At 65.3% G+C, this 22489-nt stretch carries 14 protein-coding genes and 1 pseudogene; 4 read left to right on the top strand and 11 right to left on the bottom strand.

Annotated features, from left to right (window positions below; genetic code table 11):
• Nucleotides 1-26: 26 nt before the first annotated feature.
• Nucleotides 27-3029: pseudogene (locus QWU44_RS03600) on the bottom strand (UPF0182 family protein); the annotation flags it as partial.
• A 91-nt stretch (nt 3030-3120) separates the two neighbouring features.
• Here QWU44_RS03600 and QWU44_RS03605 point away from each other — a divergent pair.
• Nucleotides 3121-3693: a PPA1309 family protein gene (locus tag QWU44_RS03605; protein WP_370914357.1), complete on the top strand. Its 573-nt coding sequence runs from the start codon at nt 3121-3123 to the stop codon at nt 3691-3693.
• Nucleotides 3694-3697: 4 nt separating this feature from the next.
• Nucleotides 3698-4480: a hypothetical protein gene (locus QWU44_RS03610; RefSeq protein WP_370914358.1), complete on the top strand. Its 783-nt coding sequence runs from the start codon at nt 3698-3700 to the stop codon at nt 4478-4480.
• Here the strand turns inward: QWU44_RS03610 and QWU44_RS03615 are convergent.
• Nucleotides 4477-5544, bottom strand: a complete 1068-nt coding sequence (locus tag QWU44_RS03615) for a PDZ domain-containing protein (RefSeq protein ID WP_370914359.1) — start codon at nt 5542-5544, stop codon at nt 4477-4479. The genes QWU44_RS03610 and QWU44_RS03615 overlap by 4 nt on opposite strands.
• Nucleotides 5545-5687: 143 nt before the next feature.
• Here QWU44_RS03615 and QWU44_RS03620 point away from each other — a divergent pair, with 143 nt between their 5' ends.
• Nucleotides 5688-7109, top strand: a complete 1422-nt coding sequence (locus QWU44_RS03620; RefSeq protein ID WP_370914360.1) for a zinc-dependent metalloprotease — start codon at nt 5688-5690, stop codon at nt 7107-7109.
• A gap of 68 nt (nt 7110-7177) precedes the next feature.
• Here QWU44_RS03620 and QWU44_RS03625 read toward each other — a convergent pair whose 3' ends face one another.
• Nucleotides 7178-7687 (bottom strand): M48 family metallopeptidase, encoded by a 510-nt coding sequence (locus tag QWU44_RS03625; protein WP_370914361.1) that lies wholly within the window; start codon nt 7685-7687, stop codon nt 7178-7180.
• A gap of 80 nt (nt 7688-7767) precedes the next feature.
• Here QWU44_RS03625 and QWU44_RS03630 point away from each other — a divergent pair, with 80 nt between their 5' ends.
• Nucleotides 7768-8634: a TOMM precursor leader peptide-binding protein gene (locus tag QWU44_RS03630; RefSeq protein WP_370914362.1), complete on the top strand. Its 867-nt coding sequence runs from the start codon at nt 7768-7770 to the stop codon at nt 8632-8634.
• 19 nt (nt 8635-8653) lie between these two features.
• Here the strand turns inward: QWU44_RS03630 and QWU44_RS03635 are convergent, their stop codons facing one another.
• The 8 genes from QWU44_RS03635 to QWU44_RS03670 form a co-directional block, all read right to left on the bottom strand.
• Complete coding sequence (locus QWU44_RS03635) at nt 8654-10720, bottom strand: ATP-dependent DNA helicase UvrD2 (RefSeq protein ID WP_370914363.1); 2067 nt, start codon at nt 10718-10720, stop codon at nt 8654-8656.
• 16 nt (nt 10721-10736) lie between these two features.
• Entirely contained in the window at nt 10737-11618 is an 882-nt protein-coding gene (locus tag QWU44_RS03640) for an NAD(+) diphosphatase (protein WP_370914364.1), read from the bottom strand.
• Entirely contained in the window at nt 11615-12691 is a 1077-nt protein-coding gene (locus tag QWU44_RS03645; protein ID WP_370914365.1) for a TrkA family potassium uptake protein, read from the bottom strand. The genes QWU44_RS03640 and QWU44_RS03645 overlap by 4 nt, the downstream gene beginning before the upstream one ends.
• Before the next feature lie 76 nt (nt 12692-12767).
• Nucleotides 12768-16163, bottom strand: a complete 3396-nt coding sequence (locus tag QWU44_RS03650) for a UvrD-helicase domain-containing protein (protein ID WP_370914366.1) — start codon at nt 16161-16163, stop codon at nt 12768-12770.
• Nucleotides 16153-19419 carry a PD-(D/E)XK nuclease family protein gene (locus QWU44_RS03655; RefSeq protein WP_370914367.1) on the bottom strand — a complete coding sequence of 1089 codons (3267 nt, stop codon included), beginning with the start codon at nt 19417-19419 and terminating at the stop codon, nt 16153-16155. Before QWU44_RS03655 ends, QWU44_RS03650 begins: the two co-directional genes overlap by 11 nt.
• A 3-nt stretch (nt 19420-19422) precedes the next feature.
• Nucleotides 19423-20298: a TIGR02569 family protein gene (locus tag QWU44_RS03660; RefSeq protein WP_370914368.1), complete on the bottom strand. Its 876-nt coding sequence runs from the start codon at nt 20296-20298 to the stop codon at nt 19423-19425.
• Between the two features lie 51 nt (nt 20299-20349).
• A complete protein-coding gene (locus QWU44_RS03665; RefSeq protein WP_370914369.1) occupies nt 20350-21525 on the bottom strand; it encodes a ThiF family adenylyltransferase in 1176 nt (391 codons plus the stop codon).
• Nucleotides 21518-22435 carry a DUF3152 domain-containing protein gene (locus QWU44_RS03670; RefSeq protein ID WP_370914370.1) on the bottom strand — a complete coding sequence of 306 codons (918 nt, stop codon included), beginning with the start codon at nt 22433-22435 and terminating at the stop codon, nt 21518-21520. Before QWU44_RS03670 ends, QWU44_RS03665 begins: the two co-directional genes overlap by 8 nt.
• Nucleotides 22436-22489 lie beyond the last annotated feature (54 nt).

The raw sequence follows: 22489 nt of genomic DNA on the forward strand, positions 1-22489 counted from the left end.
TCTGATCGAGTGTCCGTGTTACCCGCACTGTTCTGCAGCCGCTGGTACTCGGCGACCGCACGGTCGAGTCGGTCGAGGGCCCGACCGTACTTTTCGTGGGAATCATTCTTGGCGTCGTTCAGCCCCTTGAGTGCCTCGGAGACACGGTTCATCGCCTCGTTGAGGTCCACTGCCGGAACGCCTGCGGGGGTCGGTGGTGTGGATTCTCCGCCGCCACCGGACTCACCACCGGCGGGCGTCTTCTCGACGCTGTCCGGCAGGTCCGTGGCTTCCTCGACGTCCGCGGCGGAACGCGGATCGATACCCACCTGGCTCAGCGCCTCAGCGATGGTCGGTGCGTAACCGACCTGGCCGTTGTAGTTCACGAGCACACGCAGCAGCTTCGGGAAGGCGGAGTCCTGATCCTTGCGCTGGGTGTAGATCGGCTCGACGTAGAGGATCTCTCCCCCACCGACGGGCAGGGTCAGGAGGTTACCGTTCTTGATGTCGTTCGTGCCCTGCCACAGTGAGCGGTCCCGGGCGACCTGGTCGGAGGACATCATCGTGTCCTGTGCCTGAGCCGGGCCGAGGGTCTGGGTCTGGGTTGGCAGAACCCGAACGGTGATTTTGCCGAAGTTGTCCGGGTCGGAGGACACGGACATGTGTGCGGCGAGGAACTGACGCTCCAGGCCACGGAACGGGGTGATCAACTGGAATCCGGCTTCCCGGGTCTCCGGATCGGCTGCGACGACGTAGTACGGGGGCTGATTGACGCCCTCAACCCCCTTGGAGGCGTTCGGGTCGCTGGGAACGGACCAGAAGTCATCGGCGGTGAAGAAAACGCGGGCGTCATCGACGTGGTATTTCGCGATGATCTCGCGCTGAACCTTGAACAGATCCTCCGGGTAGCGGAGGTGTTCACGAAGATCGTCCGAGATCTCACTCTTCGGCTTCACGGTGCCGGGGAACACTCCTTCCCAGGCCTTGAGCACCGGGTCGGATTCGTCGAATTCATAGAGTTCGACGGTGCCGTCGTAGGCATCGACGACAGCCTTCACCGAGTTGCGGATGTAGCCGACCTGGTCGGTGAGGAGACGCTGGTTCGTGCCGCTGGCGTTCAGTGAGTCACGCGTCACCTCGGTGAGTGTGGTGCGCTGGGCGTAGGGCAGGCTCGTGAGGGTGGTGTAGCCGTCGACGATCCACTTGATGCGCCCGTCGATGACGGTGGGATAGGTGGTGGAGTCGGTGGTCAGCCAGGGGGCGACCTTCTCCACACGCGAGCGGGGGTCACGTTCGAAGATGATCTTCGCGTTACCGTCGATCCGATCGCTCAGGAGCAGTTTCATCTCCTGGTAGCGCAGCGCGAAAGCCGCACGGTTGACGGGGTTTCCGATGGAGACGCCACCGGATCCGGTGTAGGTGTAGCTCTGACCGTCGGCGTCGTATTCAAGCGCCTCACCGTTGGGGCCTTTCGCCCCGACGATGGCGTAGTCGCTCGACTCCGGACCGGAGGCGATGACGGGGCCGAAGTAGACACGGGGCTCGGTGACCTCGATACCGAGCTTCTCCGCCTCCTCGTTCTCGGCGCGGCGCTGAAGGCTCTGCAGGTCGCTCACGGTGTAGACGGGGTAGCCACCGCGGGTGGATCCGACATCGCGGGCCACCTCGTCGACCTTGTTCGCGGGGGCGGCCACGAGGCCGTTGCCGTGGGTGAAGAACGTGTGCCGGTTGATCCAGTCCCGCTGGTTGCCCTTCAGTGAGTTCGGGTCGATCTCGCGGGCCGCGACGACGTAGTCACGGAGCTCGCCGTCGACGGTGTAGCGGTCGATGTTGAGCTTGTTCGGGAAGCCGTAGAAGTTCTTGAGCTGCTGCTGCTGGGTGAATGTGTCAGAGAGGATCTGCGGGTCGAGCAGGCGGATGTTCGACAGCGTGGCGACATCATCCGCGACGGATTCCTCCGAGGCTCCCTCCGCCCCCCAGTTGGAGACGTAGGTGACCTCGTCATCCGTGACGCCGTAGGCGTAGCGGGTGGCCTCGATGTTCCGGGCGATGTACTTCGATTCCTTCTCGGCGCGGTTCGGTGCGACGGAGAACTGTTCGATGGCCATCGGCCAGGCAGTTCCTATGATCAGCGCGGACAGTACCATGAGTCCCGTCGCCAGCGCCGGGATGCGCAGGTCCCGGAGGACGACCGCGGAGAAGAAGGCCACCGCGACGAAGGCGGCAATGACCATGAGGAGGATCTTCGCGGGCAGAATAGCGTTGATGTCCGTGTAGGAACCACCGTAGAAGGAGCTGCCCTGGATTCCGCTGTGCTGCACGCTGAGCAGGTCGTAGCGGTCGAGCCAGTAGCCTGCAACATGCAGCAGCATCCACAGCCCTGCGGTGACGGCGAGCTGGATGCGGGCCGGGTTGGACATGCTCCCCCGCTCCGAGAAACCGTTGGTTCCCACCCGGATTCCACCGAGCAGGTAGTGCCCAACGAGAGCCACCAGGAACGCGACGATGAGTAGTGAGGACAGTGATCCCACAACCAACCTGAGCATCGGGAGAGTGAAGGCGTAGAAGCCGTAGTCTCGGTTGAACTGCGGATCGCTCACCCCGAACGGCGAACCGTTGAGGAACAGGGATACGGTCGTCCAATTCGCCTGGCCCACCACTCCGGCGAGGACACCGACGAAGAGCGGGACACCGAGCAGGACGCGCTTGAGTGACTGCTCGATAGCGGCACGGTAAGCGCGGATCGGGTTATCCGGATCAAAATTGAAACCATCGGTGATGTCTTTGGGGCGGTACTTGAATGCCAGGAACCCCGCGAGCCACACGATGAACGCGGCAACAGCCCCGAACACGAGGAACAGGATGATCCGGGTGAACAGGACGCGGGTGAACACACCCCGGAAGTCAACCTCGGAGAACCAGAGCCAGTCGGTGTAGTAACCGACGAGCATCGGGGCAACGAAGACGAACAGAGTAATGGTGAAAATGATTCCGCTGACTACCCGTGGGGGTCGTTTGAACGGCTTCTGGGGGCTAAGGCCGCTAGACAAGCCAACTCCTTTAATTAACGTGCGCGTGACGGATAGTATTCAACAGTACTTTCTTTTTCCTTATCCGAGACAAACGGGAGCATCCATCTCCATGCCAGTGACACCGGAGTCCCCCCGCACCCAGCAGGCCCTCAACAAGGCCATGATGGAGGCGGTCGAGCACGTCCACGCCGAAGGTTGGGATTCCTCCCCCATTCTCTTCGCCCTCGTCGAGACATCGACGCTCATCGACGAAGTTGGGGTGGTTGACCTCGTGGAGGATGATGCCCCACTGACCCTGGTACAGCAGGAGGCACTGCCTCCGCACATCGAGGGCGGTTCCGATGAGCTCGGTGACTTCATTTCGAGACTCGCGTGGCCCGAGCAGGTCACGGGGGTCATCCTGGCGCAGGAGATCCTCTTCCGTGACACGGCGGGAACCGACCCGGAGGATACCGAACCGGGTGGTGGTGGCCTGATCGAGGCGAAACCCGCGAGATTATTCTCGGGGGTGCTTCGCAGCGGTGAAGAGCTGACTCTACTGCAGTTGCGCCCCACCGAGGAGGAACTCGCGGCAGCGGGGCCCTTCGCGGAGGATGAGATCAGCCTGCGCGGGGGGCCGGGCGTCGCTCCCGGCGTCATCGCCGCCCTTCACTACACTTTCGAGCAGCAGGTCATCGACTGAACCCATGAGCGATCCGACCGGTGCACCCGCCCCCACGACGAGGAACACACTGATGTCCGTCTCCGCCCCGCCCATGTTCCACTCCGTCCGTGGTCTCCGAGCCACCGCCGTGCTCGCGGCCACGTTGGTTCTCTCCGCCTGCACCGCGACCGGTGGAAACCCCACTGAGAACCCCGAACCTGGGTCCACCACCCGGGATGAGAACACCTCGGTGACAGTGACAACACCAGCGTCCTCCGTACTGGCGTCTGAATCAGGATCCTCCACCCCGGTGACAAGTAGCTCACGCACAACGACGAGTCCTGAACGAAGCCCCCGGAAACTGCCCCGTAGCGTCCAGGAGGCCTATGAGCACTTCGGCAGCCTCGCTCCACGATCACTATTCGAGAAGTTCGACTCCTGCATGCCGAACGGTGTCGCCGACTCTTCGGCGTGCTCCGGCGAAGAGGTCGGGCAGTTCCAGTTCTTCGACAACGACAGCAAGGCCGCCTCCACGACCCAGTTGCTGACCGAACTGCGCAGCGCCCGGATCGTGCAGGACGACGGGGACGTCATCGTCGGCTGGTCCAGTATCGGTACCGTGGCGATCATCACCGTGGTGGATAATGCCCGCGGCGTCGTCCTGCAGCAGATGATATCCACCGATGAGCAGGACCCACGGGAGCGCATCCTCGAACTCGGACTCGCGAGACGCCCCACGACGACAACGAGCGCCCCTTCGGTCACGGCATCAACGGAAACCGGTGAGAGCTCACCCGTACCCGCCACCAGCCGTGTCTCCGACTAGTCGGAGAGCTGATCCTCACAGGTGACGGCACTACCCGGGTGAGCGTCGTACGCGGCCATCTGGTCAATCGCATCAGAGAGACTGTCGACCTTCAGCACCGTCATCTCACCGTGATCACGGCTGACCGCCTCCGCACAGTTCGCCGTCGGCGCGAGGAACACCTCCGCCCCGGCGTCCCGGGCGGCACGGACCTTGTGCACGATCCCACCGATGGGCCCCACCGTACCGTCCGCGTCGATGGTCCCGGTTCCGGCCACGAAACGACCGCCGTTGAGAAGTCCGGGGCTGAGCTTGTCCACGACGGCGAGACTGAACATCATTCCGGCACTCGGCCCCCCGATATCATCCAGATTGAACGTGACGGTGACCCCATCTGCCGGTGTGACTTCCATCAACACCCCCAGCAGGGGCACATCGGAGTCCTCGCCGTGGCTGCCGAGGGTGAGATCAAGAGTCTCCGGGCGACCCTCGCGGACAACATCAAGTCTTATCTGATCTCCCGGGGACTTTTCGAGCACGAGTTCCCGTACCTCTACGGGCTGGGTAACCTCCCTGCCATCGACGGCCCGGATGACGTCCCCTTCCCGTACGACACCGTCGGCTGCGGAATCGGGTGAGGTACCGAGTACACGGACCTCCACTGGGCGATCGAGGTAGTCCATGGCAGCGATCGTCGCCGCGGCCTCCGAGTCGGAGAACTGAACCTCATTGCGTTCCGTGATCTCTTCCAGGGTCGTTCCCGGTGGAATGAAGTGGCTGATGGGCACGAGGGTGTCCTCTGACAACCAGCGCCGCACCGCTTGCGCGAACGTCATCCCTGTCCGGACTTCCACCGTCGTCATGTTGAGGTTGCCTTCGGTCTCATCGAGATCGGCACCAACGACATCAACAACCTCCACGCCCCGATACTCACCGAGAGTGTTGAATGTGGGCCCCGGCCCCTCCGCGGCGTAGGGGACGGTCAGATCGATCCCTGTCCCCGGGACATGATCCGCCATAGCGAGGAAGGTCAGCACGACCACGGGGAGAGCTCCGGCCAGAACGGTGCTTGTTCGTCGATTCACGCCTCCCAACGATACAGTCCCGTCACCCCGTTCCCGTCCCCGAACCGTCGGCACACCGACGCCCAGGGGGTCGCGGCCACTGTTCGCTGACAGCGTTGTCTCTGCAATGGCAAAGCTCTCGCGGCCGCCGGTAGGTTGGAGCCATGAACAACCATGGTTTTGGCTTCCGACCCGGTAATGATGACGATGACGACCGCAACGACGGTCAGGGCAACTTCGGTTTCTTCAGCTTCGGTCCGGGCATGGGCGGAGGCAACATGGGCAGTGGCGGCCTGGGCGACATGCTGAACCAGTTCGGCCAGATGCTGTCGGGCATGGGTTCATCCATGAACTCGCCCGATGGCCAGGGCGCGGTGAACTACGCCCTCGCGGAGCGCATCGCCCGCCAGCAGATCGGCCGTGTTCAACCGGTTCCCGCCAACCGGGTCACCGCCGTGACCGATGCCGTGCGGCTCGCTGAACTCTGGCTCGATGATGCAACCGAACTTCCCACTGCATCGACGCGAATAGAGGCCTGGAACGCCGAGACCTGGCTGGAGCAGACCCTTCCAGTATGGAAGCGGATGGTTACTCCCGTGGCCGAGCGGATGAATGAGGCCCAGTTGGAGTCGCTGCCCGAGGAGGCGCGGCAGATGATCGGCCCGATGCTGCAGATGATGAACCAGATGTCCGGCATGAACTTCGGAATGCAGCTCGGCAACGCTCTGGGGGATCTGGCACGCCAGGCCCTCACCGGGTCAGACTTCGGCCTCCCCGTCGCACCGGCCGGGGTCACCGCCGTTCTCCCCGTTCACCTGCAGGAAATGTCGAAGGGCCTCGACGTCCCGATGCAGGAAGCACTGTTCTACCTCTGTGTCCGGGAAGCAGCCCGTCAGCGTTTGTTCAAGCACGTCCCGTGGCTGGTCGAGCGTCTCGTCTCCTCAGTCGAGGAATACGCCGCCGGGCTGGTGATCGATACCTCCCACATCGAGGAGGCGGCCCGTGAGCTGAATCTGGAGAGCGGAGACCCGGCGCAGATCCAGGACGCGATGCAGCGCCTGCAGGGCATGGATCTCTCTCCCCGGATCTCCTCACGCAACGCGGGTGCGGCGTCCCGCCTGGAGACGATGCTCGCGCTCGTCGAGGGCTGGGTCGAGCTCGTCGTGACCGAGGCCATCGGTGACCGCATCCCTTCCACGGGCGCGATGAATGAGGCCTGGCGACGGCGGCGTGCCACCGGAGGTTCTGCGGAGCAGGCATTCTCGAAGGTCGTCGGCATCGAGTTCGCCGCGCCCAAGGTCGCAGAGGCCATGGAGCTGTGGCGCCGCGTCGAGGTGGCCGTGGGGGTGAAGCGCCGCGACGCCGTCTGGGACCACCCCGACTTCCTGCCGGTGGCCTCCGATCTGGAGAACTCCGCGGAGTTCATCGACGGCCTGCTCGACGAGGGCGGGGTGGATGACTTCGACCCCATCGCCGAGATCGACGCCCTAGAGAAGATGCTCGCCGAGGAAGCCGATCGGAAGGGTCCATCGGACGAGACGGACGCCGACGGGGACGATGGAACAGGCGACGAGCCACGTTCCTGATCTTCCCGTCACCCGGAACCCGCTGATCTGACGGTCTGCGGGTTCCTTCGAGGACGTGCCACCACGCGTCACCCGAAACGCTGGTATGCCTCCAGATAGCCTTTCGCCCGCTCCGCGTGCGGAGCACGGTCCGCCCACTCCCAGAAGGACGCATCATGTCCCGAGTGGATGAAGGTGTGCGTCAACTCATGCACGAGTACGGCGTCGAGTACGTAGCCGGGTACCTCGCGCAGCCGATCCGTGATGCGGATCTCCCCGGTGTCTGGACTGCAGGAACCCCACCGACGGGCCTGGTTACCCACCCACCGGACCGAGGTGAAGGTCGCCTGGCCGTCAAGAAACCTGCGATTCAGTTCCCGGGCGCGAGCCTCAAGCTCCACGTCCCCGGTGTGTACGGAGGTGGAGCGCCGCCGCACCTTCGCGACGATATCCGCGACCGCCTCCGCTTCCTGTGCCGCAGTGAGACGCGCGGGAATCCGCACGACAATCTTCCCGTCAATGATCCGACCAGAGACCGTCCGGGTCCGACGGGTCGAGCGGATCACCTCGATCTCGGGGAGTGTGGAACGGTGAGCCATGGAAACAGAGTCTATCTGTGATGCAGGGGTTGCACCGTTACCGTGATGCGACCTGTGGACAACAGACATGCGAGGTATCCGTGCCCGACAACAAAAATCTGATCCGCCTGGCTCCCACCGTCGGAGTCCACCTCCGTCTCGACGGCTCACTTCAGTTCGGACTGGACGCACGGTGGGCCGGGGTCGTCGACACGCTCCCCGGGGACACCGCCCGCCGGGTCCGTGAGATATTCTCCTCCGTCACCGTGCCGCTCTCCCCTGACCGATTGACCGGTGTCCTCACTACTGCGGGCGTGGATCCGACAGCAGCAGTCATCCTCGTGGATGAACTGATCGGCTACGGCATGCTGGTTCCCGTGGCACCGGAGAACACCCGGATCGGGGTTCTGGGCGAGGATTGTATCGCCGACGAAGTCCGTGAACTCATCACCGGATACGGAGCGGAAGTCTCGGGACGGCGCCCCGGCGAACGCCCCGGTGGATTCCTGCGCACATTCAGCCCTGGTGCGCCGGTGGTGATCACCGGCGCACCAGATCACCTACACGAACTGGCGGAGCCCGTCCTACAACGAGGTGGAGATGTCATCCCCGTAACCGTCATCGACGGTCGCGTCGTCCTGGGGCCGATCCGATTCAGCGGCTCGGGTCCGTGCTCATTTTGTGCTGCCCTGCACCGCATCGACACCGACCCCGATGCTCCCCGGGAAGCCCCCCGCTACGCCAACGGCTCCTGGGTACCGCCCGACCCCGTCATCGTGCGGACAGCGGCCGCGGCAGCAGCAGCTCTCGCCCTCCGCTGCGCCGGGCTCACCACACCATCTCCCGGACCAGAACGGTGTCTTCCACCCGCAGGTACGGTGCTCACGATTGATCCACACCGGTTCACCACCACCCACGATTCACTCGGGGTGCACCCCCACTGCCCGGCCTGCTGGGCCGCTGCTTAGCGGTGAGTGCCGACCAACATCAATCGGCTACGCCGTTGATGATGCCCAATACCTGACCGCCATACTTGTCCACCTTCACCGGGCCGACGCCGCTGACCCCGAGGAGTTCGCGTTCATCGGTGGGCATGGCCTCGGCGATCGCCATGAGGGTCGCGTCGGAGAAGACGATGTAGGCGGGTACCTGTTCCTCGCGGGCGGTCTCCGCGCGCCAGGCCCGCAACTGCTCGAAGAGCTCATCATCGGCACCACCGGGGCAGTCGAGACAGCGTCGGAGAACCTTCTCCGCGGGACTCTCCAACTCCGTGCCACACACCCGGCACCGTTTCGGGCGGTTGCGGGGTGCACTCCGTTCCACCGGCTCAGGATCGATGACGATCCCGTCGAGGAAACGGGTCCGTTTCCTCGACTTCCGTCCCCCCTCCTGGCGGGCGAGTGCCCAGGAACAGTACAGGTGGATGCGGGCACGGGTGACACCGACATAGAACAGTCGGCGTTCCTCCTCTATCTGGTGGTCACCCGCCTTGATCGCGTGGCTGATGGGCAGGGTGCTCTCGACGAGTCCGACGAGAAACACCGCATCCCATTCCAGCCCCTTCGCCGCATGGAGGGACGCCAGCGTCACCCCCTGGACCGTCGGCGGATGCTTGGCCTCGGCCCGATTCTTCAACTGCACGAGCAGACCGTTCATGTCCAGGTCTGGGGTCGCGAGGCCGAGTTCGTGGACCAGCTCGACGAGGGCGTTGAGTGACTGCCAGCGTTCTCTGGCCTGTGCTCCCTCCGGTTCCTCCGGGGTGAGACCGAGAGGTGCGAGCGCAGCACGGGCGATGATGCGAAGCCCGGGACCGACCGCCTCATCCGGGAGGTCATCGCGCTGCGCGACGCGCACCAGTTCGGTGATGGCCTTCCGAACTTCAGGACGGTTGAAGAATCCCTCACCACCACGCACCTGGTAGACGATTCCGGCCTCGGAGAGCGCCTGCTCGAACACCGCGGACTGGGCGTTGATGCGGTAGAGCACGGCGATCTCGGCCGGTGGAACCCCGGAATCGATCAGATCGGCGATCTTCTTCGCCACAGCGGCCGCCTCCGCGGGTTCGTCATCGTAGACGGAGAAATCCGGTTCCGGCCCCGGATCCCGCATACCTGTGAGTTCGAGCCGGGTACCGGCCACCCGGCCCTTCGCCCGGCCGATCACCGCATTGGCGAGCCGGGTAACCTGCGGGGTGGAGCGGTAGTCGCGTTCAAGTCTGGTCAGGGTCGCGTCAGGGTACTTCCGGGTGAAGTTGAGCAGGAAGTCCGGGGTGGCCCCGGTGAAGGAGTAGATGGTCTGGTTCGCGTCACCAACCACCGTGAGATCGTCACGGTCACCGAGCCACGCGTCGAGCACCCGCTGCTGCAGCGGGGTGACGTCCTGGTACTCGTCGACGACGAAACTGCGGTACTGCTCATGGAACTCCTCGGCGACTGCGGGGGCGTTCTCCAGGGCGGCGGCGGTGTGCAGGAGAAGATCGTCGAAGTCGAGGAGCATCCCCTCCTCGGAGGTTTTGGCCTGCTCGTAGCGGCGGTAGACCTCCGCGACCTTCTCCGCGGCCACCGGCGGGGTGCGGTGAGTGCCCTGGATCGCCTGCGCGTAGGCATCCGGGGTGATTAGTGAGGCCTTCGCCCACTCAATCTCACTCAGCAGGTCACGGACCGTTTCCGTGCTGGAGTCCACCCCGACGCTGCGGGTGGCGCGTCCGACGAGCGGAAACTTGTTGTCGAGCAGATGCCAGGGGAGGTCACCGGCGACCTGCGGCCAGAAGTACCGGAGCTGTCGGCGGGCTGCGGCGTGGAAGGTGCGCGCCTGCACCCCGCCGATGCCCATGCGGGCCAGCCGGTGCCGCATCTCACCGGCGGCACGGGCGGTGAAGGTGACGGCGAGCACCCGATTCGGACTGACGAACCCCTGATCGATGAGGTGCGCGATGCGGTAGGTGATGGTGCGGGTCTTGCCGGTCCCGGCTCCCGCGAGAATGCAGACCGGGCCGCGCGGCGCGGTCGCGGCCACCCGCTGGTCCGGGTCCAGTTCGTCCAGGTTGATCGCCATGGTATCCCTTCAAAAATCAGTGTTCGGTGTCCGTGGCGGCGGCCCGGGTCCGGGCCCAATCGACGATCATGCGGTGTGCGATGGAACCGGGCGGCGCGATGACCACCGATTCATCGAGGATATCTCTCGGAGCGGCCCACATGATCTCCGCGAGTTCCCCGTCGGTGCCCCACTGAGCATCGACGTCATCGGTGACGGCGGTGAACCCGATCATCACCGAATCCGAGACGGGCCACGGCTGGCTACCGACGTAGCGGATGTCGCGACACCTTCTCCCGGTCTCCTCCGCGACCTCGCGGGCGAAAGCCTGTTCCAGGCTCTCGCCCGGTTCCACATATCCGGCCACCAGCGAGAAGAAATCGTTGCGGGCGTTCCGGGCGAGCAGGATCCGCTCGCTCCCAGCAAGTTCAATGAGCCCGATGACAGCCGGATCCAAGCGGGGGAAGTACTCTCCTCCGGCACCGTTAACCGCCCGACTCCCGGTATCGTTCCAGGTCAGTGCCGATCCGTCGCGCGGATCGAAGCGGAGGCGTTCGGTGGTACGAAGGACGGCCACGGCCCGGCCGACGGTACGGAACCAGGCGCGACGATCGAGATCCCGGGGAGCAACCTCGCGGGTCGCCTCCGTCCGCGATCTAATCACGGTAGCTGCCGCGTCGTCGACGCGCAGAGCGTAGTCACGGTCAACGGTCCCCCGGGTGGTGCCCACCTCAAGCAGCACTCGACCGTCGGTGGGCACCCCGAGGGCCGTGAGCTGGCGCGTCGTCAGGTACACGGCGGTGAGATCCCCGGACATCAGAGCCGTGTCCCGCACGGTCACACAGAGATGGTTCTCGTGCACAACGGGCACCGTTGCCGCCGGTTCACAGGGGCGAGTATCTGGTTCGTGGAGCGTCACTTACCGGACACATCCTCCCGGAAGACACGGCGCACGAACAGCAGCCGGTCCCCCGGTTCAACGGTTTCGGCCTCTGGTGAGTCGATGCGGTAGAGCTCACCCGAGCGCACGACACCGAGCACGATGTCCGCGAGATGACGCGGGTTCGCGCCGACCTCGTCCTCCCCGACCAGCCGCTCGGCGATGGAGAAGCCCTCGTCCGGGGACAGCAGATCCTCCATCATCTCCACGACGGACGGGGTGACGGTCGCAAGGCCGAGCATCCGGCCGGCGGTCTCGGAGGAGATCACCACGGAGTCAGCGCCCGATTGCTTCAACAGGTGCAAGTTCTCGGACTCCCGCACACTGGCGACAATCGTCGCGGCCGGGGCAATCTCCCGGACGCTCAGGGTCACGAGGACGGCGGTGTCATCCATGTTGGGGGCGACGACGACGGCCCGGGCCCGGGTGACACCCGCGAGTTTGAGGACGTCGGCCTTCGTGGCGGAACCGTGAACGGTGACCAGCCCCTGACTGGACGCCATGTCGAGGGAGTGCCGGTCCGTGTCGACGACGACGATCTGGCTGGGCGGGGTTCCGTCGGCCATGAGAGCGGCGACGGCGGAACGCCCTTTCGTGCCGTAACCGACAACGACGGTGTGGTTGCGCATGCGCTTCCTCCAACGCTGGATCTGCAGTGCCCGCCGGGTTTCCTCGGTGAGCACGGACAGGGTGGTACCGACCAGGAGGATCAGGAAGGCGATCCGGATCGGGGTGATGATGATGATGTTGATCAGACGGGCGTTCTGGGTCACCGGGGTGATGTCCCCGTACCCGGTCGTGGACAGCGACACCGCCGAATAATAGACCGCATCAATGAATGTGAGATCCTCGGAGTACCCGTCCTTGTCCGCGTAGACCATCATGGCGACGAGCGCCAGCAGAATCAGTGCGTACACAACCCTGCGCGCGATCAGTGTCCACGGGGAGAAGTAGCGCTGCCCGGGGATACGGATGATGTTGAGCAGCGCATGATCGGGAAGATCATCGAGTTCGGTGTCGCTGCGGAATCGCTCGCGGAAGCTCTTGCGCATCTCGTCTCCGTGTTCTGTTCGTCTCGCGGTGCCGGTGAACCGTGTCCGGGATGTACCCACCCGACGGTGAGGCACCCTACAGCAACAGCGCCAGTTCTCCGGCGTCTGGTAGCTTACCCGGCTCAAGGGTGTGGTCGGGTCCGATGTAATGGAAAGCCGCCCTGATCTCCCCCGGATCAACAGCGCGTCCCATCCGTTTAGACAGCAACTGGGCCCAGGCCAGGCGGTAGACTGCCAACTGAACAACGGCAGCATCGAGGTCTCGTCCGGTCGGTGGTTGTCCCGTCTTCCAGTCCACGACCATCCAGCCCTTGTCCGGAACCGTGCCCTCGTGGAACACCGCATCCATCCGGCCACGAACGACGTGCCCGCCGATGGTGATCTCGAAGGGCTGCTCCACGTACGCGGGGGTACGATCCGCCCAACGGCTGGCGAGGAACGCCTCCTTCAGGCGTGCGAGCTCCGGGCCCTGAATCTCCTCCTCCCCCAGCCCCGGGAGTTCATCCTCGTCCAGCAGACTGGTGGCACCGTACCGGTCCTCGATCCACTGGTGCAGGGCGGTTCCCCGCTTCGCGTAGGTATTGGGTTTGAACGGCACCGGACGCCGCAGCCTGCGGGCGAAGGCCGTGGCATCCCGGGCTACAGCGACCAGGTCAGAGGCCGTGAGCTCGCGGCCGATTTCCACGTCGACGACAGGGGTATCCAGGCGCCGTTGTTCCTCGATCAACGCGGTCACTTCCTGCTCCCAGAGTTCCTCGATGTCCCCGTCACGGCCCGGCGCGGGCGGGTCGACAGCGGCGGCTCGGACGAGTTCGGCGCCACGGCGCACGGTGTCAGCCCGCGCCCCGAGGTGGCCCGGGGGGAACACCGCGTCGGAGACCTCGACATCACTGTCCGGGGTCGCCGTGTTCTTCTCCTCCGGCACGGTATCCGGTTCGTGCCAGTGCGCCACAGATCCCGGCTGAATACGGCGAATCTCGTCGAAATGCACGTACGGCGCGGCGGTCGTTCCGGTGTCGCTCACTTCGGAACCTGTGACGTAGAGCAGTCGTTCGGAACGCGTCAGTGCGACGTAGAAGAGCCGGGTGTTCTCCTCCTCGAGCGCGGCGCGAAACTGGCTGCGGTGTTCCTCCATCGCATTCTCCAGATCTTTCCTGTTCTCCGCGTCGACAGTATCCAGGACGGGGCTTCCGACGCTGTCGGTCGCGTCCTCGCGGGCGTCGCCGCGCAGCGTGGCAGGCACCTTGGTGACATCGGTGAGCCAGGTCTCCACCGTGACCCGGGGTGAGGTGGCATCGGTGTAGGTGCGGTTGTCGGCATGGAGCACGGCGACGGTGTCCCACTCCAGTCCCTTAGCCTTGTGCACGGTGAGGATCTGCACTCTGTCCGCATTGACCCGGACCTCGCCGGGTTCGAGTCCGTCCTCTTGTTCCCGGGCCAGGGAGAGATGGTCGAGGAAGCTGCGCAGTGACGCACCCGGGATCTGTGCGAAAGCGGCGACATGTTCATGGAAACGGTCGAGGTGCACCGTCCCTGTGACTCCGTCCGCACCGGGGTCGGCGCGGGCCAGAATTTCGGTGCGGATCCCGGTGATCCGTTCGATGTCACCGAAGATCTCCCCCAGGTTGTATCCGAGGGAACGCGTGCGCAGGTACCGCAGGTGCGCGGCCAGGCGACGGAGTCGGCCGAGCCCCTCCACACTGTAACGCTCGGGTTCACCGAGATCTGCGACGGCGTCAGTGAGCCCGGCGGTGGTGGTGTCGTCCCCGGCGGGCAGGACGTTGGTGATGATCCGGTGAAGTCGGGCGAGAACCGGATCCTCGGGAATCCCGTCCCCGGTGTCGGGGACCGGCTCCGCGGGTTCATCCCGCTGCGCGGCGGATCCCGTGGCTCGACCGGTGAGATTCGTCGCCCGGTCGGCGAGCGCCAGGATGTCAGCGACTCCCAGACCGACGTACGGGCCGGTGAGGATGCGGAGCGCCGCCTGATTGTCCCCGGGGCGGACCAGCATTGTCGCAAAGGCCACGAGGTCGGCGACCTCGGGGATGTCGAGGAGCCCTGCGAGGCCGACGATCTCGACGGGGATGCCCCGTTCCCCGAGTGCCGTCGCGATGGCTGCTGAGTGTTTCCTCTTGCGCACGAGGACGGCACCGGTGAATTTCCTGCCGCTGCTCCGGCGCTCGGTGTAATCGGCGGCGAGCTGGTCAGCGAGCCATTCGACCTCGGCGGTGGAATCCGCGAACCAGCCCAGCCGCAGGGCACCTGCGGATGATCCCGGCCGGGGTTGGAGTGGCTGCACCGCCCGGTGTGGTGTGTTCTCCGGCCCAAGGACACTGCGGGACACCGCGTTCGCCGCGGCGAGGATCTCGGGTGGGTTGCGCCAACTGGTGACCAGCTCCATCTTCGGTGCCGGTTGTGGCGGGGCGGTCGGATCGTGCCGGTCGATGCGGGGGAAGTCCGTGACGAAGCGGGTGAGATTCGCCGCCGTCGCGCCGCGCCAGCCGTAGATCGACTGCATCGGGTCGCCGACGGCGGTGACCGTGAGGGAGGGGTCGGTTCCCCCGAAGAGACTGGACAGCAGCACCCGCTGGGCGTGCGATGTGTCCTGGTACTCGTCGAGCATGACGACGCGGAAGCGGCGGCGTTGACTGTAGCCGACCTCCGGGTGTGTGGCGGCGAGCCGGGCCGCGAGCGACATCTGTTCCCCGAAGGTGATCACGGTGCGGCGGGTGAGTTCAGCGCGCAATTGTTCGACGAGCGGGAGGAGCGAGAGTCGCAGGAGCTGCCGGTCACGGATGTTCGCGGTCTTCTGCGCGAGTTTCTCCTTCTGCCGTGGCCCAGGCGGGAGCTCATCGAAGAGACTGACGAAGGGGTCGGTCTCCTCGATAATGCCGGCGGCGTCGACCATGTGGTTGTCCATGTCCGCGGACAGGGCGAGCAGCGTATCGACAACGTGGGCACGTCCCGTTTCCATGGGCAGGTCACCGCGGTAGGAACCGACGAGATCCCACGCGATCTGGAAGAGCTCGGTTCGGGTGATCAGGCGGGCGGAGGGCTCCACGGGGAGCAGTAGCCCGTATTCTCCGATGAGCCGACCCGCGTAGGAATCATAGGTGGACACGGTCGGGGTGATGGCCCGGAGATTGTGTTCCAGGGCCCCGGTGGGGTCGAGATCCCGGAGCCGGGGGATCCCGGCGAGGGTGGCCAACCGCGCACGGATACGCTGGGAGAGCTGCTGTGCGGCCTTCCGGGTGAATGTGAGGCCGAGAACCTGGTCGGGAGCTGCGAGACCGGAGGCGACGAGCCACACCACACGCGCGGCCATCGTCTCCGTCTTGCCCGCACCGGCCCCGGCGACGACGAGCAACGGCCCGGGATCGGCACTGATGATGGCGGCCTGCTGCTCCGTGGGGGCGTGCTCCTGCCCGAGCCACCGGGACAGCAGCACCGGGGAGAGTTTTTCAGCGGGCATCGGTGAGCACCCGTCCTTCCTCCTGCGCGGGGCACATGCGGCGCAGTGAGCACCGTTCGCAGGAATCGTTGATCCGTGCGGCAAGGCGGGGGCCCCGCACGGACGCGGCGAGCTTCGGCAGCGTTGCGGCGAGATCCGCGAGCTCCTCCGGGGTTTTGGCGGCCTGGTCGCGGGTGGTGATCTTCGCCGAGGAGGTGCCCGGATAGACGAGCACTCCGCCGCCGACCGCTGCCACGGCGTCCGGGTCATCGGCGTCGGTGACCCGGACCCGCCCGGGCCCGCCGTCGGTGGTGGTGTCGGGGACGACCTTTCCCCTCGACAGGGCGAGCTGGTAGGCGGCGAGTTGCGCGTGCTCCCCCATCGATTTCTGGGTTGGTGGGTTGGCACCGGTCTTCAGGTCGACGACGACGAGGGCGCCGTCCTCGGTGCGCTCCAACCGGTCCATCCGGCCGGTGACGACCAGCTCCCGACCATCCCCGGTGGTGCCCACCGTGACGGACACCGGAACCTCCACCCCCACGGTGGTGAACACCGAACGGGACACCGTCAACCAGGTAGCGGTGCGCTCGATGAGTCGATCCCACGCGGCGAGGTCGATAGGGGTGCGCCAGGCCGGGGTTCCAGTGAGTTCGAGGACGCGGGTGTAAGCGTCACGCACCATCCGCGCGGCGGTATCCCGGTCAGCGCCATCACCCACCGCCTCGGCGAACCCGTGTGCGAGGATACCTGCGATGAGGTGCAGCGGGATCTCATCGTCGGTATCCACGCGACCGAGAACGGCACGCAGCGGACACGCCGCTATCTGTTCGATCTGCGACGGTGACAGCGTCACCCGTTCTCCCACCGCCCGGACCGGGGCGTCGGTCGACGGCCCGGCGAGTCCCCACCACTGTTCCGGATCAGCACCCGGAACCCCCGCATCCGCGAGCCGGGCGAGTTGGCGGGCCGCCTGTTTCCGTCGACTCCCGAGGGCACCCGGATCACACACCACCCGGCGCAGTTCACCGACCATGGCAGGCACAGACAGCAACCGGGTGCCCACCGCGACACCGTCATCAGGCCCCGCATCCGTGGCTCCAGGGTCGACCGGGCCGACACCCGTTGCGCGGCGTACCTCCACACCAAGCTCGTCAAGGAACCGCGACGGCTCCAGCACCTCGTTTCCCTCCGGGGTATCGAGTGCCGTGACCAGCAGGGTATCCGTGGAACGGGTGCACGCGAGATGGAACAGTCGACGCTCTTCCGCCAGCCGCTCCACGGAACGGGAGATGTAGACGTCGGGATCAATACCGTCATCGAGGAGATCCACGAGCTCCTCCTGCCCGAATAGGGTTCCGGTTTCCGAGGTCGTCGGCCAAGTGCCTTCCTGCACACCCGCGACGACGACCGTGTGCCACTCCCGGCCACCGGCGGCATGTGCGGTGAGGAGATGCACCGCGTCCGGTTCAACACCGCGCCGGTCCCGGGCACCGGTCGGCAACTGTTGTTCGGTAATGTGACGGACAAAGCTGGCGAGCCCTGCCGTGGGACGACGCTCAACGAAGTCACCCGCGGCATCAAACAGCGCCATCATCGCGTCAAGATCCCGATCCGCCTGGGAACCTGCGGTCCCACCGCGCAGCGACGCCGCGGAGAGTCGGTCGGCGAGACCCGTGGCATTCCACAGCTCCCACAGAACCAGCTCCACGGATCCACCAGAACGCTGCGCCGCGGCACCCGCGGCAAGGACCGAACGCACCCGGTCAAGGATGTCCGTCTCCCGCTCCGTGAGGAAATCCGTCGCGGAGGCATCTCCTGATTCCGGGGCACCATTCAGCACCCCGGCCGCAGCCCCGTGCGGGAGCACAAGATCCGCGAGGACGTCCATGGCACGGCGCTTTCCACCACGACGGAGCTCGCTCTGCCGCAGCCCCCGGAGGAGCCGACGCAGGGTGACGGGGTCCGCGCCCCCCACCGGGCCGAGTACCAGTTCCTCCACCTCCGTACGTTCGAGCGGAGCATCGAGCGCACGCGCAGCCAACAGGACGGCCGCGACGATCCGTTGCTCCGCCAGAACCGTGTCCGTCGGATCAAGCTGGACCGGAACCCCAGCCGCCAACAGTGCACGCCGGATCGGGCCGAGGACACCCGTGGAACGGACAACCACAGCCATTCGCGGCCAGGGCACCCCGTCCATGAGATGCGCCCGGCGTAGGACATCCGCCACCACCACATCCTGCGCCGTGGCGCTGTCACAGATCACGGCTTCACGGTGTTGAGGAGTTCGGTGCGGTGTGTCCAGCACCAGTTCCCCCGTGCACGGATAGCGGGTCAGAAAATCGAGGTCAGCGCCGCGAAAACGGAACACCGCCTGCCCGGGATCTCCGGCGATGACGGTCAACCGGGTCGAGGGGATGAACAACTCCAGGAGTTCCGCGGTCCGCGGATCAAGATTCTGGGCGTCATCGATCAGCAGAGTATGAAGTGCCGCGCGCTGCCGCTCCAGGAGGCCATCATCCAGAGCCAGGGACTCGATGGCCACGGTGACCAACTCGGAGGCATTGTAACGACGTACCCCGCCCAGTGCCATCGTCTGCTCGTACTCACGGAGAAACTCGCCCGCCGCGCTCCAGGAAGGTCGTCTGTGTGTGATACCGAGCCGTACGAGTTCCTCCGGACCCAGACCGCGTTCAACCGCACGGAGAAGAAAATCCCGGAGCTGACGAGCGAACCCGACCATCGTCAATGCGGGCCGGAGTTCAGGAGGCCAGGTACCCAACTCGTCCTCCGCGTGCCCGGCCAACAGTTCCCGGATAACGGCGTCCTGCTCAGCACCCGTGATCAACCGGGGAGACTGTTCCCCGGAACGGGCAGCAGCAGCCCGAAGCAGTGCGAAGGCGAAAGAGGGGGCAGACCGGACGAGTGGCGTGGAGCCCGCAAAATCGGGGACGTCCCGCAAACGGTCCGCGAGAACCCTGCGAAGCCGCCCGGCAGCTTCCTTCGACGGCGTGATCATCAGCAAACCGTCGGGATCCACCCCCGCGCGGAGCCTCGCCAGGGCAGTCTCCACCAACAATGAACTGACCCCATGCCCCGCAGCGCCGGTCACCCGCCAGATCCCGGTTCCCCCAGTGATCAGATTCGCTGCTTCGGTAGACCACGTCAGCCGCAGACGCCCCGGAGTGTCCGTCAGCCGACGCAGACGGACAATGGGATTCGGTGGGGGCGCGAGATGATTCCAGGATCCCCCACCGACGGTAGAACGGGGTTCAGACATGCATCACAGTCTGTCAGACACCCCGGACAGAAGAAGATCCACCACTCGGGCAAGCTTCGCACTGACGTTCGGGTCCGCATCATCGAGCAACGCGTGGAGGTACAGCCGGTAGAGCAGTGCCCGTCGCATGAGCTGCCCGATATCAGGCAGATGTGAATAACGCGCGATGATGCCATCATCGACCGCACCGGCAACGAGGGCGTCCACGATGACCTGTGCCGCCGTGTACCCGTGCGGGTGAGCGACCCCGACGATGTCTGTGACCACCGGCGGAAGACTCCCGGAATAGAGCGTCGTGGCAAACATGTCAGCGTGCCCGACCTGTCGCACGCCACCGACCGGCTCCAGCGTTCTTGACACCAACGCCGCCATGGTCATCCCAGCCCGCTGGGTCTCACTCGCTGTCGAATCCAGACCGAGCGCCGGGGCCAGCACCGCAGCCGGATCCGGAGACCACGCAGCACGATCCGCGATCGCGAAGAGATCGGTGACACCATCCGGGGTACCGACTGGCGCGGTGAGATGCTCCGCAACCGGAAGCTCTGCGAGGGCGTCAGCCAACCGCAGAGCCGCGGCGACCGTCTCATCCACCCTGGCGAGAAGTTCCCCCTCCAGAAAGGTCGTGGCACGCCAACCGGACACGACGTAACGTCCGTCGGTCGAGCGCACCGGGCGTGCCGGGCGGACCCCGTCGGGGCGAAGGTGCTCCCGGACCTTCGCCGACCAGCTCGCGGCGACCGGGTCGAGGACACGACTGATCACTGTCTGCCCCACCCGCCAACCGTTGTCCCAGGCAGGGCCGACAGGTTGCGGGGCCGGGCCTGATGCACGAAAGATTCCGCACACGTAGTCAGGCAGCTCAGGATGAGTATTGTCCATGTCTGCCAGGTTACCGCCCGTGGACGACTGCACGGGACCGGATGTGCCGGTTCATTGCCGGAGCCACCAGGTGTTGATCCCCCCGGACAATGAGACCACATCTGTGAATCCGGCTCGTTCGAGCAGCAACGCAGCCGCCCTCGATCGGACCCCCGCCGCACAGTAGAGGGCCAACGGAGTCGTCCGAGGAACGTCCGTCAACGGACCGAACTCTCCCTTTTTCAGCGCGCTCAACGGTACCTGGACCGGGTCTCCCAGGACACCACCGGCCCATTCGTGGGGTTCCCGGACATCGACCAGCCGCACCCCGGCGTCGACGAGCGTGGGCCAGTACGACACATCCGTCTCGCGGATCCCGTCCCCGGTATTCGACACCGGCGGAGCGCAGCCGTCGTGTTCCTCCTGTGGAGCACTGTGCCGCAGTGCAGCAGAACCGGGTTGTCGTTCAAAGCGGACGATACGCATCGTCGCCTCCGCCCCGTCCCAGAGCGCGAGCCGACCAACCAACGGGGTTCCCGTCCCCGTAACCAGTTTGATCACCTCCGTGGCCATGATCGTCCCGACCACTCCCGGCAGAACACCGAACACCCCGCCTTCAGCACAGGTGGGCACACTGTTCGGAGCCGGTGGCTCCGGGTAGAGGTCACGGAGTGTGTATCCGTCGTTAAACACGGAAACTTGCCCGGAGAAACGACTGATCGAGCCCCAGACCAGAGGAATCCCCCGGTCCGCGCAGATGTCGGCGACGAGGTACCGGGTGGCGAAATTGTCTGACCCATCAACGACGACATGCGGTTCCAGGTCGTCGAGGATCCTGTCAGCGGAAGCCTCGACCAGCCTCGTGTTCCAGGTTCTTACGGACACCAGCGGGTTGAGATTCGTGATGAACCCGGCTGCCGAGTCCACTTTCGGGGTACCCACCGCTGCTGCGGGGTGAATGACCTGACGCTGGAGATTGCTCACATCGACCTCGTCATCGTCGATGATTCCGAGAGTTCCGATTCCGGCTGCCGCGAGGTACTGGAGAACCGGGGATCCGAGCCCACCCGCTCCAACACAGAGAACCCTTGCTCCCGCCAACCGCTGCTGCCCGACAATGCCGATTCCGGGCAGGCTCAGATGCCGGGCGTAGCGGGCCGCGGCACCCGGGGGAAGCGCTACGGGTTCGACGGGCAGGCCCGGTGACTGTTCGGAATATGTGGGCTGCAATGACGATGTTTCAGGCATAAGGATAAGGCCAGGGGTTGTATCGGCATACCGCGCCATCATCGGGGTACACCTCGGTGGGACTGATTCCGGCGAGCACCGAATTGGACAGTGACAGTGTCTGCTGCATCATTACCGGAGCTAGCTCCCCGGCACCGCCGCAGGGTTCGTGAGCGGTGAATCCGATGCCGTGTCCGACCTCATGGTTCACCAGGTATTGACGGTAGGATCCGATATCCCCGTCGAAAGGGAGCGCACCGCGAATCCACCGGGATTCATTGAGCAAAACCCGGTTGCCGTCGGAATAGAAGCAGCTCGTCTCCATCTCAAGCGAATGCCCACAGACCTCATGGGTCGTGCCGACGGAGGTCAGTTGGATACGGAGATCCGGAATTCGGGGATCATTGCCGTCGATGTGCTGGAACGCGAAACGTGTATCCGCGATCCAGCCGCGCGGGTCAGAAAGCGTCGCATCCACCATTGCGGAGACCGCGTCATCCCCACCGTAGACGGCGGGATCCAACCCCTCCTCAACCTCGACGACATAGGTGAAGGTCTTCTCCCCCCTGCCTACCGGAGGCCCGGCGAAACCGACCGTGCGAAACTCTCCGGTGCCTTTCTCCGAGTACGGGGCACCCGGGGGCAATTCGCCGTTCGGAAGATTCGGACGGGTGGCGTAGGCGGGATTCGGACTGTCCCCGAGTCCGTGTCCCGGCCCCGAGGTTGCAGCCTCCGACGACACCTTCCCGGGCCGGTCCCCGGACTTCTCTTCCGCCGTGCCCCGGGTAACAGATTCCGGCGCTACACCAGTTGGCGCAGGTTCGTGGGCGTCCGTGGTGAAGATGCTGACGAGAACCCACACGGTGATCACGATGAGCACCGGGATGGCATAGGCGCGCCATCCGTATTCCCGGGCGAAGCGTACAAGCATCGGTTCCACGTCTCTTCAGGTCTCTCCAGGTACGGCGGCCGGTCAGGTGTCACC

The organism is Corynebacterium sp. CCM 9203 (genome assembly GCF_041357675.1).
GTDB lineage: Bacteria > Actinomycetota > Actinomycetes > Mycobacteriales > Mycobacteriaceae > Corynebacterium.